The organism is Bacteroidia bacterium (assembly GCA_033391075.1).
GTDB lineage: Bacteria > Bacteroidota > Bacteroidia > J057 > J057 > JAWPMV01.
Genome location: JAWPMV010000001.1, coordinates 1,760,866 through 1,779,744, shown reverse-complemented (window position 1 = coordinate 1,779,744; position 18,879 = coordinate 1,760,866). Strand labels below are relative to the sequence as shown.

Annotated in this window: 13 protein-coding genes and 1 tRNA gene; 10 read left to right on the top strand and 4 right to left on the bottom strand. The window is 41.3% G+C overall.

Annotation, left to right across the window (positions count from 1 at the left end; genetic code table 11):
* Positions 1 to 284: 284 nt before the first annotated feature.
* The 3 genes from R8P61_07070 (at position 285) to R8P61_07060 (ending at position 2,947) form a co-directional block, all read left to right on the top strand.
* Positions 285 to 1,322 (top strand): hypothetical protein, encoded by a 1,038-nt coding sequence (locus R8P61_07070; protein ID MDW3646803.1) that lies wholly within the window; start codon positions 285 to 287, stop codon positions 1,320 to 1,322.
* 183 nt (positions 1,323 to 1,505) lie between these two features.
* Positions 1,506 to 2,420: a nucleoside phosphorylase gene (locus R8P61_07065; protein MDW3646802.1), complete on the top strand. Its 915-nt coding sequence runs from the start codon at positions 1,506 to 1,508 to the stop codon at positions 2,418 to 2,420.
* A 104-nt stretch (positions 2,421 to 2,524) separates the two neighbouring features.
* Positions 2,525 to 2,947, top strand: coding sequence for a hypothetical protein (locus tag R8P61_07060; protein ID MDW3646801.1), 423 nt, complete (start codon positions 2,525 to 2,527; stop codon positions 2,945 to 2,947).
* A gap of 618 nt (positions 2,948 to 3,565) precedes the next feature.
* On the opposite strand, the gene R8P61_07055 is transcribed toward R8P61_07060, so the two are convergent.
* On the bottom strand, positions 3,566 to 4,195 hold the full coding sequence (locus R8P61_07055; protein ID MDW3646800.1) for a hypothetical protein: 630 nt from the start codon (positions 4,193 to 4,195) through the stop codon (positions 3,566 to 3,568).
* 55 nt (positions 4,196 to 4,250) lie between these two features.
* The gene (locus R8P61_07050) at positions 4,251 to 5,660 is read right to left on the bottom strand and encodes an HD domain-containing protein (GenBank protein ID MDW3646799.1); all 1,410 of its coding nucleotides are present in this window, start codon (positions 5,658 to 5,660) and stop codon (positions 4,251 to 4,253) included.
* Positions 5,661 to 6,167: 507 nt separating this feature from the next.
* Here R8P61_07050 and R8P61_07045 point away from each other — a divergent pair.
* The 7 genes from R8P61_07045 (at position 6,168) to R8P61_07015 (ending at position 15,463) form a co-directional block, all read left to right on the top strand.
* Complete coding sequence (locus tag R8P61_07045; GenBank protein ID MDW3646798.1) at positions 6,168 to 9,347, top strand: SusC/RagA family TonB-linked outer membrane protein; 3,180 nt, start codon at positions 6,168 to 6,170, stop codon at positions 9,345 to 9,347.
* Between the two features lie 22 nt (positions 9,348 to 9,369).
* A complete protein-coding gene (locus R8P61_07040) occupies positions 9,370 to 11,088 on the top strand; it encodes a SusD/RagB family nutrient-binding outer membrane lipoprotein (protein MDW3646797.1) in 1,719 nt (572 codons plus the stop codon).
* 43 nt (positions 11,089 to 11,131) lie between these two features.
* Complete coding sequence (locus tag R8P61_07035) at positions 11,132 to 12,100, top strand: hypothetical protein (GenBank protein MDW3646796.1); 969 nt, start codon at positions 11,132 to 11,134, stop codon at positions 12,098 to 12,100.
* Positions 12,101 to 12,280: 180 nt separating this feature from the next.
* Positions 12,281 to 12,472 carry a hypothetical protein gene (locus R8P61_07030; protein ID MDW3646795.1) on the top strand — a complete coding sequence of 64 codons (192 nt, stop codon included), beginning with the start codon at positions 12,281 to 12,283 and terminating at the stop codon, positions 12,470 to 12,472.
* Positions 12,473 to 12,483: 11 nt separating this feature from the next.
* Positions 12,484 to 14,190 carry a SusD/RagB family nutrient-binding outer membrane lipoprotein gene (locus R8P61_07025; GenBank protein MDW3646794.1) on the top strand — a complete coding sequence of 569 codons (1,707 nt, stop codon included), beginning with the start codon at positions 12,484 to 12,486 and terminating at the stop codon, positions 14,188 to 14,190.
* Positions 14,191 to 14,195: 5 nt separating this feature from the next.
* The gene (locus tag R8P61_07020; protein ID MDW3646793.1) at positions 14,196 to 15,158 is read left to right on the top strand and encodes a hypothetical protein; all 963 of its coding nucleotides are present in this window, start codon (positions 14,196 to 14,198) and stop codon (positions 15,156 to 15,158) included.
* A 231-nt stretch (positions 15,159 to 15,389) separates the two neighbouring features.
* A tRNA-Asp gene (locus R8P61_07015) sits at positions 15,390 to 15,463 on the top strand.
* Between the two features lie 374 nt (positions 15,464 to 15,837).
* Here the strand turns inward: R8P61_07015 and R8P61_07010 are convergent.
* Both R8P61_07010 and R8P61_07005 read right to left on the bottom strand, forming a co-directional pair.
* On the bottom strand, positions 15,838 to 17,058 hold the full coding sequence (locus tag R8P61_07010; GenBank protein MDW3646792.1) for an alginate lyase family protein: 1,221 nt from the start codon (positions 17,056 to 17,058) through the stop codon (positions 15,838 to 15,840).
* Positions 17,059 to 17,255: 197 nt separating this feature from the next.
* A complete protein-coding gene (locus R8P61_07005; GenBank protein ID MDW3646791.1) occupies positions 17,256 to 18,857 on the bottom strand; it encodes a M14 family metallopeptidase in 1,602 nt (533 codons plus the stop codon).
* Between the last annotated feature and the right edge of the window lie 22 nt (positions 18,858 to 18,879).

Genomic DNA, 18,879 nt, shown 5'->3' with positions numbered 1-18,879 from the left:
TTCAAAGCCAGTTTGGGAATATAGCCTGCCAGGAAAATTTGGGATTTACACACTCCCTTTTTCCTTAGTTGGAAGAAAAATCAAAATCAAAATCAAAATCAGCTATACGGAAGAAGGAATAGAGCAATCACAATTTTCTCACAATCAGCTATTTACAATATTTTTTAACTAGGCATAGGGGATAAGTCCATAGCTACTGTCTTTAGTTCAAGCTTGAATAAATTTTTCTAATCTGGCCAGAGGAAAAAGACATTCGATAAAAAATAACATTCAAACTAAGTAAAATGAAGACCTACAGAAAATTGCTTTATTTCTTTTTGGCCCTCGCATTTCTGGCGCCTGCCTTTCAGGCATGTGAGGAAGGAGTAATCTCTCCTCAATCTCATGCAATAGATGAGATTCAGAATAATTCCAATGGATTTTTTGATCTCCAAAACACCCTGGAAGACAGCTTAAGCGAAGACGGAATAGAATGTTTTGAGATCAATTTTCCTATCGATGTAAACTTTCCCGATGGCAGCAGTCAAACATTTAATACAGAAGATGCACTCGAAGCAGCTATCGATCTTTGGATTGACAATAATCCCAATAGCAATGATTGGCCTGAAATTGCCTTTCCAATCAATGTCACCCTGGAAGATGGATCAATTATTAGTGTAGCCGATGATGAGGAACTATGTGATTTACACATCGAATGCTATGGAGAAGAATATAGTGAACTAGGCAGTCTTTTCATCCTTGAAGAGTTTGGTTTTATCCTGGATTCCCTCGGATGTTTTGATCTGGTCTATCCGATAGATGTTGTATTTCCGGATAGCACAACTCGTACCGTAAACTCAAATCAGGAATTGGCGCAGGCCTGTGAAGATTGGTGGAATAACAATCCTGATGCAGAGGTAGGGCCTTCTTTCGTCTACCCCATCCAGGTAACAACAGATTCTGCTACCCTCAGCATCACAGAAGATGAGGAACTCTATGCGATCATATTCGATTGTCTGGATGAAGCTTTTGATGGTCAAGGATTCTTTGACATAGGAGATGATTTTGACTGGGAAGATGAAGAAGAGCTGGAGTGTTTTGAGATCGATTATCCTGTGGATGTTCGATTCCCGAATGGCAGCACCCAATCCATGAATTCAGAAAACGAAGTAGAAGCAGCTATCGAAGCCTGGATCCAGAACAATCCTAACAGTGAAGACTGGCCGGAATTTGTGTTCCCGATCACCGTAACCCTCAATGATGGATCTACCCAGACTGTCAATAGTGATGAGGAATTGTGTGATCTCTATGTCTCTTGCTGGGATGAGGTATTTGGAGACTGACAGTAATTGTGTGTGTTAGCAGGAATAATCAAGAAAAATGTGTGTTCCTGCTTTTTATGAGCCTAAGCCGGTCCTATAAAGGGGACTGGCTTTTGATCTTCCTTCTGGAAATAGCTTTGACATTGCCAAAGAGAGCTAATATCTTCGGTAAAGGCCCAAAAGGGCAAAATCAATTAAGCTCAGATGAAAAGATCGGAATTTGTTTTTAGAGATACTCGCGTATATCATTTAGGACTTTCAAGAGAAGAAATGGCCCGTCATATCATCCTCGTTGGAGATCCTGCCCGAGCTTATATCGTGGCAGAATATTTCGATGAAATAGAATCTGAGATCAAACATAGAGAATATGTAACCCTGACTGGCAAACGAAATGGGCAGAGGCTCAGTGTCATAGGGACGGGCATGGGCACAGATAATATTGAGATCGCCCTTGCAGAATTATATGGTCTCTATGAGTTTGATCCTCAAACTATGGAAAGAGAAACAGGGCTTTCTCCTTTAGTTATCATCAGAATCGGAACTTCCGGAGGGGTGCAAGCAGATATACCGGTGGGAACTATGGGAATTACCTCTTACGGATTGGGACTGGATAATACGGGCCTGTATTATGATCATCCGATTGCGGACGAGCAGTCTTTGCACATAGAAAAAGCAACTCAAGAAATTATCAATCAGGGATTTACACAACAAGCACGATTTAAGGGGAAGATATTTCCCTATGTTTCCAAGGCTTCCAAAATTGTTGAAGAGGCGCTTATAGAGGCTTGTGAAGAAGAAGGGGCTTCTTTTGTAAGGGGAATTACTGCGAGCACGCCGGGATTTTATGGTCCTTCTGCTCGATATCTTCAGGGCCTTAATAATAGCATTCCTCAGATAAAGCAGAAGTTGGCCCAGCTGAAACTGGGGGAATTGAGAATCATCAATATGGAGATGGAATCCAGCATACTTTTTCATATTTGCAGACAATTGGGATATTTTTCCGGAACTATTTGTCCAATCATTAGCAACCCAAACAGCAGTGCGGATGTTATTGATTATCAAGCAACTATCCATCAAGCTATACAGATTGGACTGAAGAGCATGCAGAAGCTTGCCTGATTTTTTTTTCTTTTCATATTACGTTTTGTGTTGGAGGATTTACTAAGGAATGTATGAGCAATCGGGCTCATTTTCATTCACTTTTATAACACACAAACTTTAAAATGAAAAGTTTACAGGTATTTTTTCTGGTCCTCGTTTTCAGCATCACAGGACTGTCAGCTCAGAATCTGGCAGGAAGTTATAAGCTGGAATACAAAGGAAAGCAAGTATCCTCTAATTCCTCACAAACCGTACGTCAGGTAAGTGGTTCTTCTACCCTTGAAATCACTCAAACCGGCAATGACATTACCGTTACTATGGGAGATTCTGGTCAGGGTTTGTGGTCTGCAAATCGCATGTCAGGTCAGGGAGGAGCCAAGCGTTTTGTCGCCGTTTTGGTAAATGGAAGTAAGAGCGTTTACACCATTACTGGTACAGTAGTAAATGGACAAATTCGTGGAACTTACAGCTACCTGCGTTACGGAAATCCTTCAACCGGGATCGTACCAGGATGGACCAGAGTTCAATTCACCGCAAAAAAATAAGTAAGAATTCATTGCGTGTATCAGGACTGATCTTTTCGAAGATCAGTCCTTTTTGTTTTATGAAAATAAATTTTCCATGAAAAATTCAAAATAATTATGAATACACAAAATTATCTGCCTCAATTTTACCCGCTATTTCGAATAAAGGAAAATTTCTCCAATAAAAACATCAAACTATTCCCAAGTCCATATTCAAGACCTTTCAAGTTCATGCTCGCAGAATCAATTTTTATGCAAAAATGCAAAAAAAGTCGCCTGCAGCCCAGAATTACATGTTTTATTCTTTCAATAAGCTCTCCCCCTCAAAACAATACGTATTTATAAAAAATATTTAAACCAACAGAATCCCCTTCTTTAAATCCAAGAGTTATAAATTTCACGACACCAAACTACTACAATTCACATCTGGTTGCTTTCGTCAAAAAAAACATCGATATAAAAATAGAGTTATAGAAAAATACCTGGAATTATTTCTGGAATATCAAAGGAATTAGGTCAAAGAGCTACAGCTTCTTTTAGCAGGAAATAGGAGATAGTTAATCAGAAAAAAATAATGAAAAAGTATAAAAGGATGCCTGAACTTTTTTTGAGTCCAGGCATTCTTTTATTGTTCAGCTTTTAGTTCCCAAAACTGACCATAATCTCAAAGTTAAGGTAGCGCTGTCGCCCACCATCGAAGAGTCCTCCTCCCTGGCCTGGGTTCGGATTTTTCAGGACATTGAAAATGCCTACATTATAATAACCTCCAAAACCTACTGATCCATAGTTGGTCGGAAGGTTTACAGAGAGTCCAAAGGGCAGCATGAGGTACCAGGGATTGATAGGATCATCTCTCCCATCGACTTGAAAACCCGATTGCTGCAGGCGATAACCAAGGATGTATCCAATTTTGGGATTGAGGGCTTTAAAGCGAGGTCCGACTTTCAAATCTATTTCAACACTGGTTAGGCCGACATTCTGCACATCATCCCCAAAATCTCTCATTACTACTGGCAAATTTGGAAATCCTTTGCCATCATTATCCTTATATACGATGTTGGCTCCCAATTCAAATCCATGTTTCTCTTTATAGGAGCTATAGAAGATACCAAATACTCCAGTTGTGAAACCCTTTTCCACTAATCTGTATTCCTGTGATCTGGGAAAGGTGTTGATGTTGGTAGCAAAACGAAATCCCACGCCATTTTGGGCAAACAATCCTGAAAGGGATAAGAGAAACAGGATATAAAGGCAACTCTTTTTGATCATTCTTTTTTATTTGTTGGGCCGGAACTCAGGACTAAGAGCTTTCAATAAAAGATTCTCAGGGATTTTCCTCTATGTATTTAGGGGCAATTTCTTTCATATACGCGATTGCAGCTTCTTTATCATTGGGAATGACTCCATCGAGGATTGCTTCCCGAATGTCATTCTTGATCTGCCCTACAATCCGTCCGGGCTTTATATTGAATGTCTTCATTATCAAATCTCCACCCACCGGAGGCTGCCAATTCCTCAAATTATCGCGCTCTTCCACTTCATGGATACGTTTCTCAAGCTCCGTATAATTTCTAAGGAAACGTTTGACCTTATTTTCATTCTTTGAGGTAATATCCGCCCGGCAGAAATCCAGGAGGTCATTGAGATCGTCTCCTGCATCTACGACTATGCGACGAATCGCACTATCTGTCACCTCTTCATTGACCAGTGCTATAGGTCTTTGATGAAGTTTGACAAGTTTCTGAACATAATTCATTCTATCATTCAGGGGGAGCTTCATTCTCCGAAAGATTTTGGGAACCATTCTCGCTCCTCTATCTTCATGTCCGTGGAAGGTCCAGCCTCCTTTGGGAGAATATCTTTTGGTTAGAGGTTTAGCAATATCATGAAGAATAGCCACCCATCTAATCCAAAGATCATTGTTTTTCTCGCTGATGTTGTCCAGTACCTTTAAGGTATGGTAAAAATTGTCCTTATGCCCCCTTCCATCTACATAGTCTACTCCTTTCATTGCTGCCAGTTCCGGAAAGATCAAGTCCAGCAAGCCGCATTTATCCAGCAAGATAAATCCACGAGAAGGAGTTTGGGAAAGAATGATTTTATTTAGTTCGTCTTTGATCCTCTCTTTCGAAATAATCTCAATGCGCTTTCTATTTCTTTTTATTGCCTGAAAGGTTTGCTCTTCTATAAAGAAACCCAATTGGGTTGCAAATCGAATGGCCCGCATCATCCGCAGGGGATCATCCGAAAAAGTAACATTGGGATCTGTAGGGGTGCGTATGATTTTTTTCTCCAGATCATCAATTCCTCCAAAGGGATCTATCAGCTCTCCATAGTTCTCTTTATTAAGAGATATGGACATGGCATTTATACTAAAGTCTCTACGGAGCTGGTCATCGTGCAGACTTCCTGATTCTACAAGAGGTTTGCGAGAATTTCTTTGATAAGACTCTTTCCTTGCCCCGACGAACTCAACTTCCATATCCGGATGCCTTACCATGGCTGTACCATAATTTTCGTACACCACTACATCCCTGCATCTACTCACCCTGGCGAAAGCTCTTGCCAGTTCAATCCCGCGTCCTTCGACAACAATATCAACATCCTTAGAATTCCGTTTAAGGAAATGATCCCGTACATAGCCCCCAATCACATAGGCGGGAAGCCCCAACTGCTCACTTTGCTCTGCAAGCACCCCAAAGATCGGGGCTTTTATAGCTTCTAATATCTTCACGCCCCAAAAATAGTATCTATCTTTTACTTATTACAAAGTATTTAGTGAACGGATATAGCTTAAATTTCCTTAAATAAGTGCTATAAATTAGAGGGAGATTAAATACTTATTAAAAAAATGTAAAAAATCTGACATCTAATTTCTCTGATAATCAGCCAGATATATCACAACCTACATATTTCGAGAGCTGGCAAAACAACGCTTCTTTGGAGCTAGACGTTATTTAGTGCATAAGGAAAAGCGACATACGAAAACTTCGCAAGAATGTTTTGAAAAAGTGTAAAATGCTTTATATTTGACGATTGATGGGAATCCCAGTGTGAGATTCCAGGCCAAAAAGGGCAAATGTTAACGGAACTAAACTGATCTAACTTAATAATAACTATCAGAATTTTGGTTATACCCACCTTATACCCTATACATTCTTTTCACAAATTAATTTCGGCAATTTTCAAATTGTATAATCTACATCTTACTGTCTTATTATTCTAATCTAACGCTTTTTTGATGAAAAAACTCTTTTTACTATTAGCAGTAGGTTTGATGTCGCTATCTATGGTGATGGCACAGCAAACCGTGCGAGGGACAGTAACCGGTCCAGAGGGAGAGCCTTTGGAAGGTGCTAGCGTTCTCGTAAAAGGAACTACGACAGGTATGTTCACCAATAGTGAAGGTGCTTTCTCTCTTTCAGTTCCTGAAGGAGGTAGCGTTCTGGTAATCACTTATGTTGGTTTCAGAAAGCAAGAAGTGCCCATCTCTGGTGGCAGCATGTCTATTACCCTTGCTAAGTCTGACCTCACCCTTGATGAGGTGGTTGTGACTGGTCTGGGTATCAAGAAGGAGAAAAAGGCCCTGGGCTACGGGGTATCAACTATCTCTTCTTCTGCGATTGAAAACCGCTCAGAAGCGGACATCGCAAGGATTCTTCGTGGTAAAGCTACTGGTGTGGATATCACACAGACTTCAGGTCTTGCAGGTAGTGGTACCAACGTAATTATCCGTGGATACTCTTCTATCACAGGTGACAACCAGCCTTTGTTTGTAGTTGACGGTGTACCTTTTAACACCGCTACTAACAATGACAGAGGATTCAACGGTGGTGGTGCTACTGCTTCCAGCCGTTTCTTGGATCTTGATCCTAACAACATTGCTGAGGTATCTATCCTTAAAGGTCTGTCTGCGACAGTACTTTATGGTGAGGCCGGACGTAATGGTGTTGTATTGATCACAACCAAAAACGGTAATGTTGGTAACAACATCAACAAGAAGATGGAAGTAAGAGTAAGCCAGCAAGTTGGTATTACTGAGATTTCCAACCTTCCTAATTACCAGAACTCTTTCGGTAATGGTTTCTCCGGAAACTTTGGATGGTTCTTCTCTAACTGGGGTCCTAACTTTAACGTAAGAGGAAGTAACGGTATCGACGAAAACGGTACTATCGCTCACCCTTATGACCAGCCTCAGTTCAATGATGACTTCCCAGAATTCATCGGTCAGCGCTATCCATACAGAGCTTATGATGGTGTTGAGAACTTCTTTGAAAAAGGTTTGCTAACAAACACTTCTGTAAGCATCGAGTCTAACATCAATGCTACAACTTCTGTTAGTGCAAACTACTCTTACCTGAATGATGGTGGTTTCTTGCCAGATAAGTCTAACACTTACGAAAGAAGCAACTTAGGTTTGGGTGCACGTACTCAGCTTGCAAATGGTATCACAATCCAGTCTACTTTCAACTTTGTTGATTCTGACCGCGACGCTCCTCCTACAGGTGCTGCTTTCGGTTCTGGACCTGGTGGTGGTTCTGGTAACCCTAACCTTTTCGGTTATGTATTCTTTACTCCACGTAGTATTGACTTGATGAACCTTCCTTTTGAATCTCCAAAAGACGGTTCTATGGTATACTATCGTCGTGGTGCTGCGATTGAGAACCCACGTTGGACCTCTAAGCACACTAACGAGAATGAAGCTATCCGTCGTTTCTTCGGTAACTTCAACGTAGGATATGAGTTCACTGATTGGTTGTCTTTCAACTACCGTATCGGTATTGACCAGTACAACCAGCGTAACACCCGTACTATCAACAAAGGTGGATCTACTTCTCCTGATGGTGCAATGAGAACTACTGAGCGTCAGAACAGTATTACTGACCAGGTTGCTACTCTTACTTATGACTTCAAATTGACTGAAGATTTCGCTCTTGACGGAATCGTTGGTTTGAACCTCAGAAGAAATGAGTTCCAATTCTCAAGTCTTTCTTCTACTCAGCAGTTTATCTTCGATCTGTTTGATCATGGTAACTTCCAGGAGCACGTAGGTGATTCTTTCCTATCTGATGAGAACACTATTGGTGCTTATGGTACAGCTACTCTTTCTTACAGAAGCTTCCTGTATGTAAACTTCCAGGGTCGTAATGACTGGACTTCTACACTGGAACAAGAAAACCGTTCTATCTTCTATCCTTCTGCTTCTGTTTCTTTCATTCCTACAGAGGCTATCGCTGGATTGCAGAACAACCAGACTGTTAACTACCTGAAACTTCGTTTCGGATACGGAACATCTGCTGGTTATCCTGCTCCTTATCAGACAAGAAGTGTACTTTCTTCTGGAACTAACACTTTCGTAACTGATGACGGATCTGTATTGAACGTAAACTCTGTTTCTAATGTATTGGGTAACAGAAACCTTGAGCCAGAAACAATTACTGAGCTTGAAGTTGGTATTGAAGGTCGTTTCTTCCAAAACCGTATCGGTATTGACGTATCTTTGTATGACAAAGAGTCTAATGACCTGATCATCGGATTGGATCTTGACCCAGCTACTGGATTTACAAACACTACTGTTAACGCGGCTTCTGTTGAAAACCGTGGTATTGAGGCAGGTATTAACCTTGTTCCTTTCCAGGGTGCTTTCACTTGGAGTATTGATGCAAACATCACTGTTAACAGAAACAAAGTATTGAAGATTGCTGACGGTGTTGACCAAATTGCTATCGCTGGTTTCTCTAACTTGGGTAACTTCGCTATTCCTGGAGAATTCTACGGAATCATGCAGGGTATTCCTTTCCAAAGAAATGACGATGGTGTATTGCTCGTAGGTGCTGATGGTAACTACGTACCTGGACAGGATATCGCTCCAATTGGTAATCCTAACCCGAACTATCAAGCAAACTTGATCACTAACTTCAGCTTCAAAGGATTCTCTTTAAGAGGTCAGTTGGCTTATGTTGATGGTGGTGATATCTACTCTGTATCTACAGCAACTATGCTTGCTCGTGGTAATACAGTTGATACTGATGTTGATCGTTTCTTGCCTATCATCCAGCCTGGTGTTTTGGCGTCTGACGAAAGTACTCCTAACAATATCCAGGGATATATTGGAGACTTCTTCTTCCGCTCTTACTTCTTCGCTGATGAAGGAACCGTTTTTGACGGAACTACCTTGCGTCTAAGAGAGGTTTCTCTTTCTTATGATGTACCTAAAGCTTGGTTAGACAAAACTCCTCTTGGTTCTATTTCTTTGATCCTTGCAGGTGAGAACCTTTGGTACAAAGCTTACAACTTCCCAGAAGGTGTAAACTATGACCCAGAAGTATTGAGTCTTGGTGTAGGTAATGGTAGAGGATTTGACTTCACCACTGGACCTACTTCAAAAAGGTATAGTGCTACTCTTAACCTGACTTTCTAAAACGAACTACATCTGAATTATCATGAAATTTTTCAATAGAATACTTGCTGTTATCCTGGCAGCTGGACTCACAGTTACTTCCTGTGAATTCACTGAGCTGGATCTTCAGCAAAACCCTAACGCTCCTGGACCAGAGCAAGCAGAACTGGAGTTCTTGTATAACAACATCCAGCTTTCTTTCAATGGTTTCCAGAGAGGTACAGTCGGATTTTCCGGCTACTACCGCGGAGGTAACAACATGGGTAACTTTACCTATAACAACTCCGCACCCGCGACTCGTGGAAATGGACTATGGTCTAGCTTCTATGCAGGACTTCTTCCAGACATCGATGCATTGATTCCAATTGCTGAAGCTGCAGGTTCTGACATTGAGCTTGGTTCTGCCAAGATCATGAAGGCTTATGCAATGTTCACCCTTGTTGACCTTTTTGGTAATGTTCCTCTTTCAGAGGCTGGACAAGGTACTGACATCATTTCTCCTAAAGCTGATGATGCTGCTAGTGTTTATCAAGCTGCTATCGCTCTTTTGGACGAAGGTATTGCTAACCTGGAAGGTACCAATGCTGGTGCTCCTGCTACTGATATTTTCTATGATGGAGATCCTACCAAGTGGATCACATTGGCGAACACTTTGAAACTGAGAGCTTATGCTAACACTCGTATGGTTGATGCCAACGCTGCTAGCCAAATAAGCGCTATCGTTTCTGCTGGTGATATCATTGACGTTGCTTCCGAGGACTTTACTTTCAAGTATGGTAACCAAAGAAACAACCCTAACTCTCGCCACCCTTGGTACAACAACGCATACGAGCAAAGTGATGCTGCTTACATCCCTAACTACTTCATGTGGTTATTGGCTGAAGAAAAAGGTATCCGCGACCCTCGTACTCGCTTCTATTTCTACCGTCAGAGATCTAACTCTTTGACTGCTGATCCAAACGCATATTCTTGTATCTACAATGAAGGTGCTCCAGATGTGGCTTTCTATCCTGCACACTATGCTGCAGTAGATCCAAATCTACCTTACTGTGTAGCTACAGATGATGGATATTATGGACGTGATCATGGTAACGGTTCTGGTATTCCTCCAGACGGTCCTGTACGTTCTGTATACGGTATCTATCCTGCAGGTGGTAACTTTGACGACTCTCAGTTTGAGTTTACTCAAAACAATGGTACCGATGGTCTTCTTGGACAAGGTATCAACCCAGTATGGTTGTCTTCTTGGACTCACTTTGTATTGGCAGAAGCTGCTCTGATGGCTGGAACTGGTGGAGATGCTAAAGCTCTTCTAGAAGAAGGTATCCGTCAGTCTATTGCTAAGGTTCGTTCTTACGAAGCTCAGCTAGACCGCAACAAGCAAATCGGTTCTCTTCCTGATGGAACTCCGATCCTGCTTGGAGAAGCTCTTCTTGATCCACTGGATCAGGCTACTGAAGATTACGTTGATTTGGTTCTGTTGAACTATGATACTGCTCCTGATGACAACGCTCGCTTGGACATCATTGTAAAAGAGTACATGATTGCCCTATGGGGTAATGGAATGGAAGGATACAACCTGTATAGAAGAACTGCAATGCCAACAAACATTCAGCCTACTATCGATCCTTCTTCTGGAAACTTCATCCAGACGCTATTGTACCCATCTGACCACGTTAACAGAAATGCTAACGTAACTCAGAAAACTACTGATGAGCTGCCATTCTGGTCAACTCAGGATCCTAGTAAGTTTAACCGTTAAGAAAGCCGAATTCATTTCGCATAATTCTTAAATAGAACCAAAAATGAATAAATATCTTAAAATAGTAGTCTTAGCACTGGTTGGATTCGCGATGAGCTCCTGTGCTGACGAAGATCTAAGTCCTATCATTACCTTTGATAAGGCTGGTAAAGGTGCCTATGTACGTTTGGTTGATTTGAAAAACGACATTTTTGACTTGAATCAACCTGGATCAACAGCTTTTGCATTTGATGCAGAGTTTATTGACCTGGAAAATGGTGCATTGGTAAACAACTACTCTATCAACGTAGAGTATGAAGACAATAATGCCGACAATGGTGATAACAGTGTAGGTGTTACTCAATACCTAAGCTTTGGAAAAAGTGATTTCGGAACTAGTGTAAATGGTAAAGTTGGATTGAGCATATCAATTGGTCTTTCTGATGTTGCTAGCGCACTTGGTTTGAATATTGATGACATCAAAGCACTTGATGTTTTCAAATTCACTGGAAGTGTTACTTTGGACGACGGACAGGTTTTCACAGCTGCGAATTCTTCTTCAGCTGTAAACGGTTCTGCTTTCCAGGGATTCTTCAACTTCAACGCTAACGTAACTTGTCCTGTTCCAACAGATCGTTTCGTAGGTACTTATACACTAGAATATGTAGGAACTCCTCCTACTCTCTTCGGTGGTAAGCCTTATGGTGATCTGCCAATAACAGTTGAAGTTGCTGCTATTTCCGGATCTCAAACTAGAAGAACTTTCGCAGGAATGACTCTTCTTGGAGACCTCGGAATTGGTAACGGACCTATGACTCAGAACTTTGACCTACTTTGTACTGCAACAGTAGCTCTTGAATCTGACGGTGGTCTACGCTGTGTTGATAACATCTTCATCTCTCAGGGAGCAGCTCCAGTAGGTGCTTTCAACTTTGATGATGACACTGAGTTCACCTTGAACCTGGAGTTAGATGTAACAAATGACTGTGGTGCTGGTGCTGTACCGTTCACAGTTAAGCTTACAAAGCAATAATCTTTCAGTCATTTGATTGAAAAATAAGACTAAGAGCGGCTGCCTCATCAGAGGCAGCCGTTTTTTTATATCCGCTCCTATATATAGCCCTCCTATTCACTGATACTCACGTTATTAGATTAGACATTATACACACGTTCTCTATTCACGTATCTAACAACTACGTCTAATCTAATTACCATGAACACTCTTTCCCATCTGATGGGACTGCTATTACTAGTCAGTATTCTTTCCTGCGAAAACACCAAGCCTGGCCCAGATCATGTTGGCCCAATGCTCGGGAATACTGAGTTCCAATTTAATGTGAGTCAAAAAGCAGACGATACTCCCATTTTCCAGGATACAAATGATGGATCTATCTTTAACCGCTAAAAGCCTTTCCCATGAAAAGATATTTATTCCTACTACTTACTACTCTCCTCCTGGCTTCGTCCTGCGAGTATACTGAATTGGACCTTTATGACAACCCCAATGCAGCTCAACCCAATGATGCAGAAGTCAAATTTCTCTACAACAACATCCAGCTAACCTTTAAAGATATTTTTGAAGAAAGCTGGAAGTTAGCTCCCCTATCCAGGATGGGACATACTTCTTATTTCAGGTATGAGGAAGCTTTTCCTGCTCAAATTGGAGATCAAATCTGGAAGCTCGCCTACAGCGGTCTATTTCCGGATGTAGATGCCATCGAAGCTTTGACGGTTTCGAAAGAAACCTATTTTGAATTGGGTTCTTCGCAAGTGATGAAAGCCTATGCGATGTTTGCCCTGGTGGATATCTTTGGAGATGTTCCCTTTAAAGATGCGGGATTGGGAACGGATATTATTTCCCCTTCATCAGAAAAGGGAGAAATCATTTACCAGAAAGCGATTGATTTATTAGAGGAGGCGATTACTGTTCTAGAGAAAGAGGGTACAATCGCAATAAGTGTAGACAATTTTTACCAGGGAGACCAAATGAAGTGGATCACCCTCGCAAAGACCTTGAAATTACGCGCTTACCTAAATACGTTTAGGGTTGATGAAGGTGCGAAGCAGAAAATTCAGGAAATCCTGGATGAAGGAGATATCATAGATGAAGAAGCTGAGGACTTCAATTTCCGATACGGAAATAACTCACAAAATCCGAACACCCAACATCCCTTTTACTCCAGTACTTATGGACGGGATGATTTGCCTTATATGAGCAACTATTTTATGTGGTTAGTAGCGGCTGAAAAAGGTATCCAGGATCCCCGTACTCGTTTTTACTTTTACCGCCAAAAATCCAATAGCCTTAATGCTGATCCCAACATTTATAGCTGTGTTTATAATAGCGGCCCTCCGGATGCCAATTCCTATCCCGGACATTATAGAGAAATTGATTCAAATCTTCCTTATTGTGTTGCGAGTCAATACGGATACTATGGGCGAGATCATATGAATGGTTCTGCTATACCTCCTGATGAAAATATTAGAAGTGGGTATGGTATGTATCCGGGAGGAGGAGCTTTCGACAAAAGCTTATATGAGTCTCTGGCTTTTAACTCCGATCCGGGACTCTTTGGGGCTGGGATAGCACCTATTTACAATTCCTCTTTTACCTATTTTCAGTTAGCTGAATTCGCTGTAGAAAAGCAGGACATCCAATCAGCCTGGAATCAGCTTGAAATGGCTATTGAACATTCATTTCAGAAACTGGACCCTTTCATTGCCCAATTGGACACCTCGCAATATTATTACAACCCTTTGATCCAAATATGGGCGACCCTGAGAGAGGTTTTTTTTCCAAACTATGCAGAAACCCAATTAGCATATATTGAAGCCGTAAAAACAAGCTTTGAAGCTGCTACTAATAAAGAACAACGTCTTGATATTATTTCAAAAGAATACCTTATCGCTCTTTGGGGCAATGCCCTCGATGCCTACAATCTATATAGAAGAACGGGGCTCCCTTTAAATATTCAACCGGCTATTTCACCTCCAGCTGGAGAATTCCCCAGGACTCTTCTTTATCCCTCCGTACATGTAAATCGGAATGAAAATGCGAATCAAAAAGCACTTTCAACTCCTGTTTTTTGGGATACAAATGATGGAAATATTTTTCAGCGCTAGGAATCATGAAAGCTCTGGCACCCTCTATCCTATTCCTAATTCTCCTGTTTTTTGCCTGTAAGGACAAAGAGCAGGAAGCTTTATGGGATTATGAGAAACTGGAGAAAGGAGCCTATGTACGCTTAATCGATTTTGGACAAGACTATTTTGACATTAAGCAGCCGGAAATTCCCATTCTCAAGCCTCGTTTTGAATTTGTAGATAGTGAAAGGGGAAACTTAGTAGAGCAGTATAGGCTTGAAGTAGCCTTTAGGGACCAAAGTCCTCAAAACAGAGATCAGAGCAAGGATTTTCAATTTCTCAAGCAAGTTGGGAAGCGTGAGTTTAGTATTCAGGAAAGTGGAAATTGGGGACTTGAATTGTCCCTAGAATTGACAGAAATTATTAAGGTATTAAATCTGGAGTTGGAAGAGATCAATCAGCCAGATGGAGTCTATTTTAGGAGTCAGATAATATTGAAAGATGGGCGAATATTCTCCTCAGAGAACTCTAGTATTAGCCTTCGAGCTTCTGCATTCAAGAACTTTTTTGATTTCCATGCGAAAATTTTTTGTCCCATATCTGCGGAATTCTATTCAGGTCTCTATACGATAGACTATGTAGGAGATCCTCCCTTCTTATTTGGCGGTACTCCATTTACCCAGACACTTCCTTTGGAAATAGAGCTTTCCCCTGTAGAAAATCAACCAACAGTCAGAAGAATTTATGGCATACCCGTTCTTTGTGAGCTTACATCTTGTCATATGGATTTAGATCTGGAATTTAGGTGTGGAAAGTCTTATGGTATTCCTTCTCATACTAATTTGCGGTGTAGGGAGGCGATATTTATTGGTCAGGGCCAGCAGGATTTAGCGGAAATTGACCTGACGAGTGATTCAGTGTTTTATCTAAATCTGGAATTAGATATGTACAATGATTGTGGTGCAGCTGCCCTTCCATTTCAAGTAAAATTCACAAAACTACCCTAAAGATATATTTGGGCTTCATACACTCTCCAGGACAAGCGCAGGCACCAAAAACACCTATTTATATTGACAGGAAATTTTGGCGGATTAGAAGGCGAAATTGGGCCACGAAAGCTGGATATAAAGGCGGGAAATTGAGCGTGAAAATAAGTTTACATTTTTTTTACAAAAACCTTTGTCCATAGTTGCATATTAAAAAAAAGCTCATAACTTTGCATCCGCTATTGGTAATCAGGTCCGGTAGTTCAGTTGGTTAGAATACATGCCTGTCACGCATGGGGCCGCGGGTTCGAGTCCCGTCCGGACCGCAAAAAACTGAAAAAATAGCGAAGAAACCCTCTCAGAAATATCTGAGGGGGTTTTGTTTTTTTGCTTAATTCTGAAAAATTGTGGTTGTCGAGAAATACGCTTTGCCAAGATCAAATTGAGAAAAAATCACATCCCCTTCCAAGGAAAAGAGATTTCGCTGTCCGGAAGACATCTGAATGTAGGTTTTGCAAATGCATTTTTTACCGAACTTCCGGGAATTATTTCAGTTGGACAGTTTAGGCTGAAAATGGGAGAAAAGACCATCCTGCTACTTTTCCAAAAGCTTACTGGCAAAGCACCAAAGTCTTCTTTCATCACGCTCAGGCCAGAGTTAATGATCAGAGCCAGCTCCCTTAGAAATAGCAAGAATTAACTATTCTTTAGAGATCCATAAAAGAGGATTTTTGATAGGAATGGTCCGCCTTACTTCATCTACCTCATTTTCCAAAAAATGCTTATTCCTGGCCCAAAGTTGGAAGTACTCTTCCTTTTCAAAAATTGCTGCCCCCAGCAAAAAAGAAATATGGGCGACCGGCCATTCTTCCCAGTACATTAAATCAGGCCCCAGCGGCCAAGTCTTCTTATCCTCCACATACGGACGCATGTATTTCAAGCCCTGATAAATGTTGGGGCTAATATTAGCCTCATGCCCCCAAATTGCCTCTTGCGGTTCGGCTAGCAGAAAAGCATTCATGAGCATCGCATCCAAATTAAACAAGGAATAACTATAGGGTTTTGTCCGTTCCTGTTCTAAGGGAAAGCTGCCATCTTCATCCATTTGATTGGGGAGGAGATTTTGTAGAAAGTTGGATTTACAATCCGCCCGTATACTATCATTAGCTACAAATTTGGCAAACATAGCTACCTGTGCATTATACCAGCTGCCATGATTATTAGGGTGGATCTTTTCTTTAAGGCCGTAAGGGTGTTGGGTTAACCAATTCAGAAAATCATTGAACCATGTCTTCGCTCCGTCCAAAGTTTCAGCATCAATCTGCCCCTGCTTTTCCAGGATAGATAGGGATTGAGCGATTTCCATAAAATGAATGGCATCAATAATTCCAATCCCCCTTCCCGTATACCTGCCCTGGATTGCCTGCGCATACAAAAAGTTAGGATTCATTTTGGTAGAATCATCTATGAACCAGGCTCGACAATGTTTGAGAGCGGCATCCAGATATCGCTTATCCTCTGTGATCAAATAAGCAGACGTTAAATTACCTACAATTTCCCCAAAGCTGATCAAAGCCATGCGATGGTAGTTGAAATTGTCGGGATTGCTTTTCCCGTCTTTTCGCATGTAGGGACCTTCGGGATTTTCCGGATCGGGCCACCAATAATCTCCTTCTGAAAAATAATCGTGTTTTCCCCCAGCACTTCGCGGACTAATAAATGCTGTTACGGTCTGCGGACTACGTAGTACATTTTCCTCAGCTAGCAGCAGGACCGAATCCTTGAGAATACCGTGTACCCGATTATAAAGTGATTCAGAAGTCTGGGGTTTGCTCCCTTTCTCTTCCAGCTGACATCCAATAAAAAGCGAGATTCCGACTAAGCATAATGCGGACAGTAATTTAAATTTGCTGCTAAACATGAGAAAAGATTTTGTTTTACCTATTTACAGCTTTCTTGCTGTTTTCTTCCTGTGCATAAAAAGCACTGTAAATATTTTCACCAGAGACACTAAGCACCAACTTCCCTTGCATCTTCCAAAAGCTAATATAGATTACCTCCCCTTCTTTTATCCTTAATGTAAACTCCATGATCTATTTTACTTAGCTTCACTTCCTCTTACCAATACTTAAATATGGGATAGGCAACTGCTTGCTCCAGCTTTCCGCTCTTTCCCATAAAATCGTCGAAAAAGTTCCAGCTAAGAAGTCCATCATCAGACTGAGGTTCCAATAAATAGAAAATGAGATTTGCAAGGGGTTGAGCCAGGTCTATATGGTAGGTACCCGCGGGAAAACGCTTCTTTTCTTCTTTAAACTCCCCCACGGCTGTTGCCATATAATGATGCTCAAAGCGTCGCTTGGATAGCTGATATTCTTCAATCATAAACACTTCCCCATTGAATCTTTGCGCCTTTTCCAGTTGCTCTATTTTAACCCCATGTGCACGCAGTTTTTCAACAACAGCAACGAACTCAGCCGGAATCAAATATCCTTTGGGCAAAGTCGCTTCAGTAGTTGCTTTGAATGCACTGTAATTATTGACATTGGGTACGTTTATGATATTGGGTTTACGTACATATTTCGTTTTGCCTTCCTCATCTGTATAGGAATAGTGGTCATAGGTTCTTAGCGTAAAGGGCTTTCCTGTAGGAACCATTTGAAACCTCACCCCTTTTTGCACCTTCCCGCCTTGCTCTTTCACGAGATGTATACTGGCCTCTTCACTTTTTTTATTGATGGCCTGGATTTCAGCTGAATGTGTATGCGTATATTCCAGAATCTCTGTAGCAAAGGTATGTGCAGCATGGATTCTGTCGTAAAATTTTAAATGCGCAAAGGTTTCACTTAAAATCGCAATTCGATTTCTCAGCCCAAACTGATTGACCAAATATCTTGGATGGTGGTTGTAGGTATAGAGATTTTTGGGAGGCCAAGCTTGCCGCAAGCTGTATCCACCATAAATGTCGAAATGTAAGCCGTATTCCTCGAGCACCTTCTCTTTGATGGCTGGAAGCATGGTATTTTCAGTATAGGTAGAGGTAGCTGGATCCCCTGCAGACAAATAAGAATGTGCATAGGTCAATTGATTGCCATGCCAGGTACCATTGGTGGTGTGAAGATCCACAAAAACATCTGGATCCCATCTTAAGATTACATTAGCAAAAAGTCCCTGGCTTTCTATGGCTTCCATTTTCATTCCATCTCTATTCAAGTCAAAATCTTCCCCACTTCTTCGCTCACCTGTCAATATGGGACTTCCATCTTGAGAAGGTCGATTTTCGCCCAGTTTATCGTTCCCATCCACATTGTAATTAGGGGCAAATATGAGAATTTGATTATCAAGCAAATGCTGTTTTTCTCCAAAAAGGATCTCTCGCATCAGGATTTGCAAGGCCTCTTTACCTTCCACCTCTCCTCCGTGAATATTTCCCTGTATGTAGACAAGTATTTTTCCACTTTCCTTTGCGGCTTGGGGGCTATTAATTTTTGGATTTGCCATGACAACCACAGGCGAAGTCTTTCCTCCTTTACTGCTAAACATGGACTCGACATGGACAAGCTCACTTTCTGCTTTCACAGCTTCCACAAAGTCCACAACCTCCTGGGAGGAAGAAGTTTCTTTGTAGGAGGTCTTTTCTGCTTTAGTAATGAGTTTTTCTGAGATTTGAGCACCTAGACTCAAGGGAAGCAATAAACAGGCTAAGAGGGTGTATTTCACAGGACGCAAGTTTAGATGATAA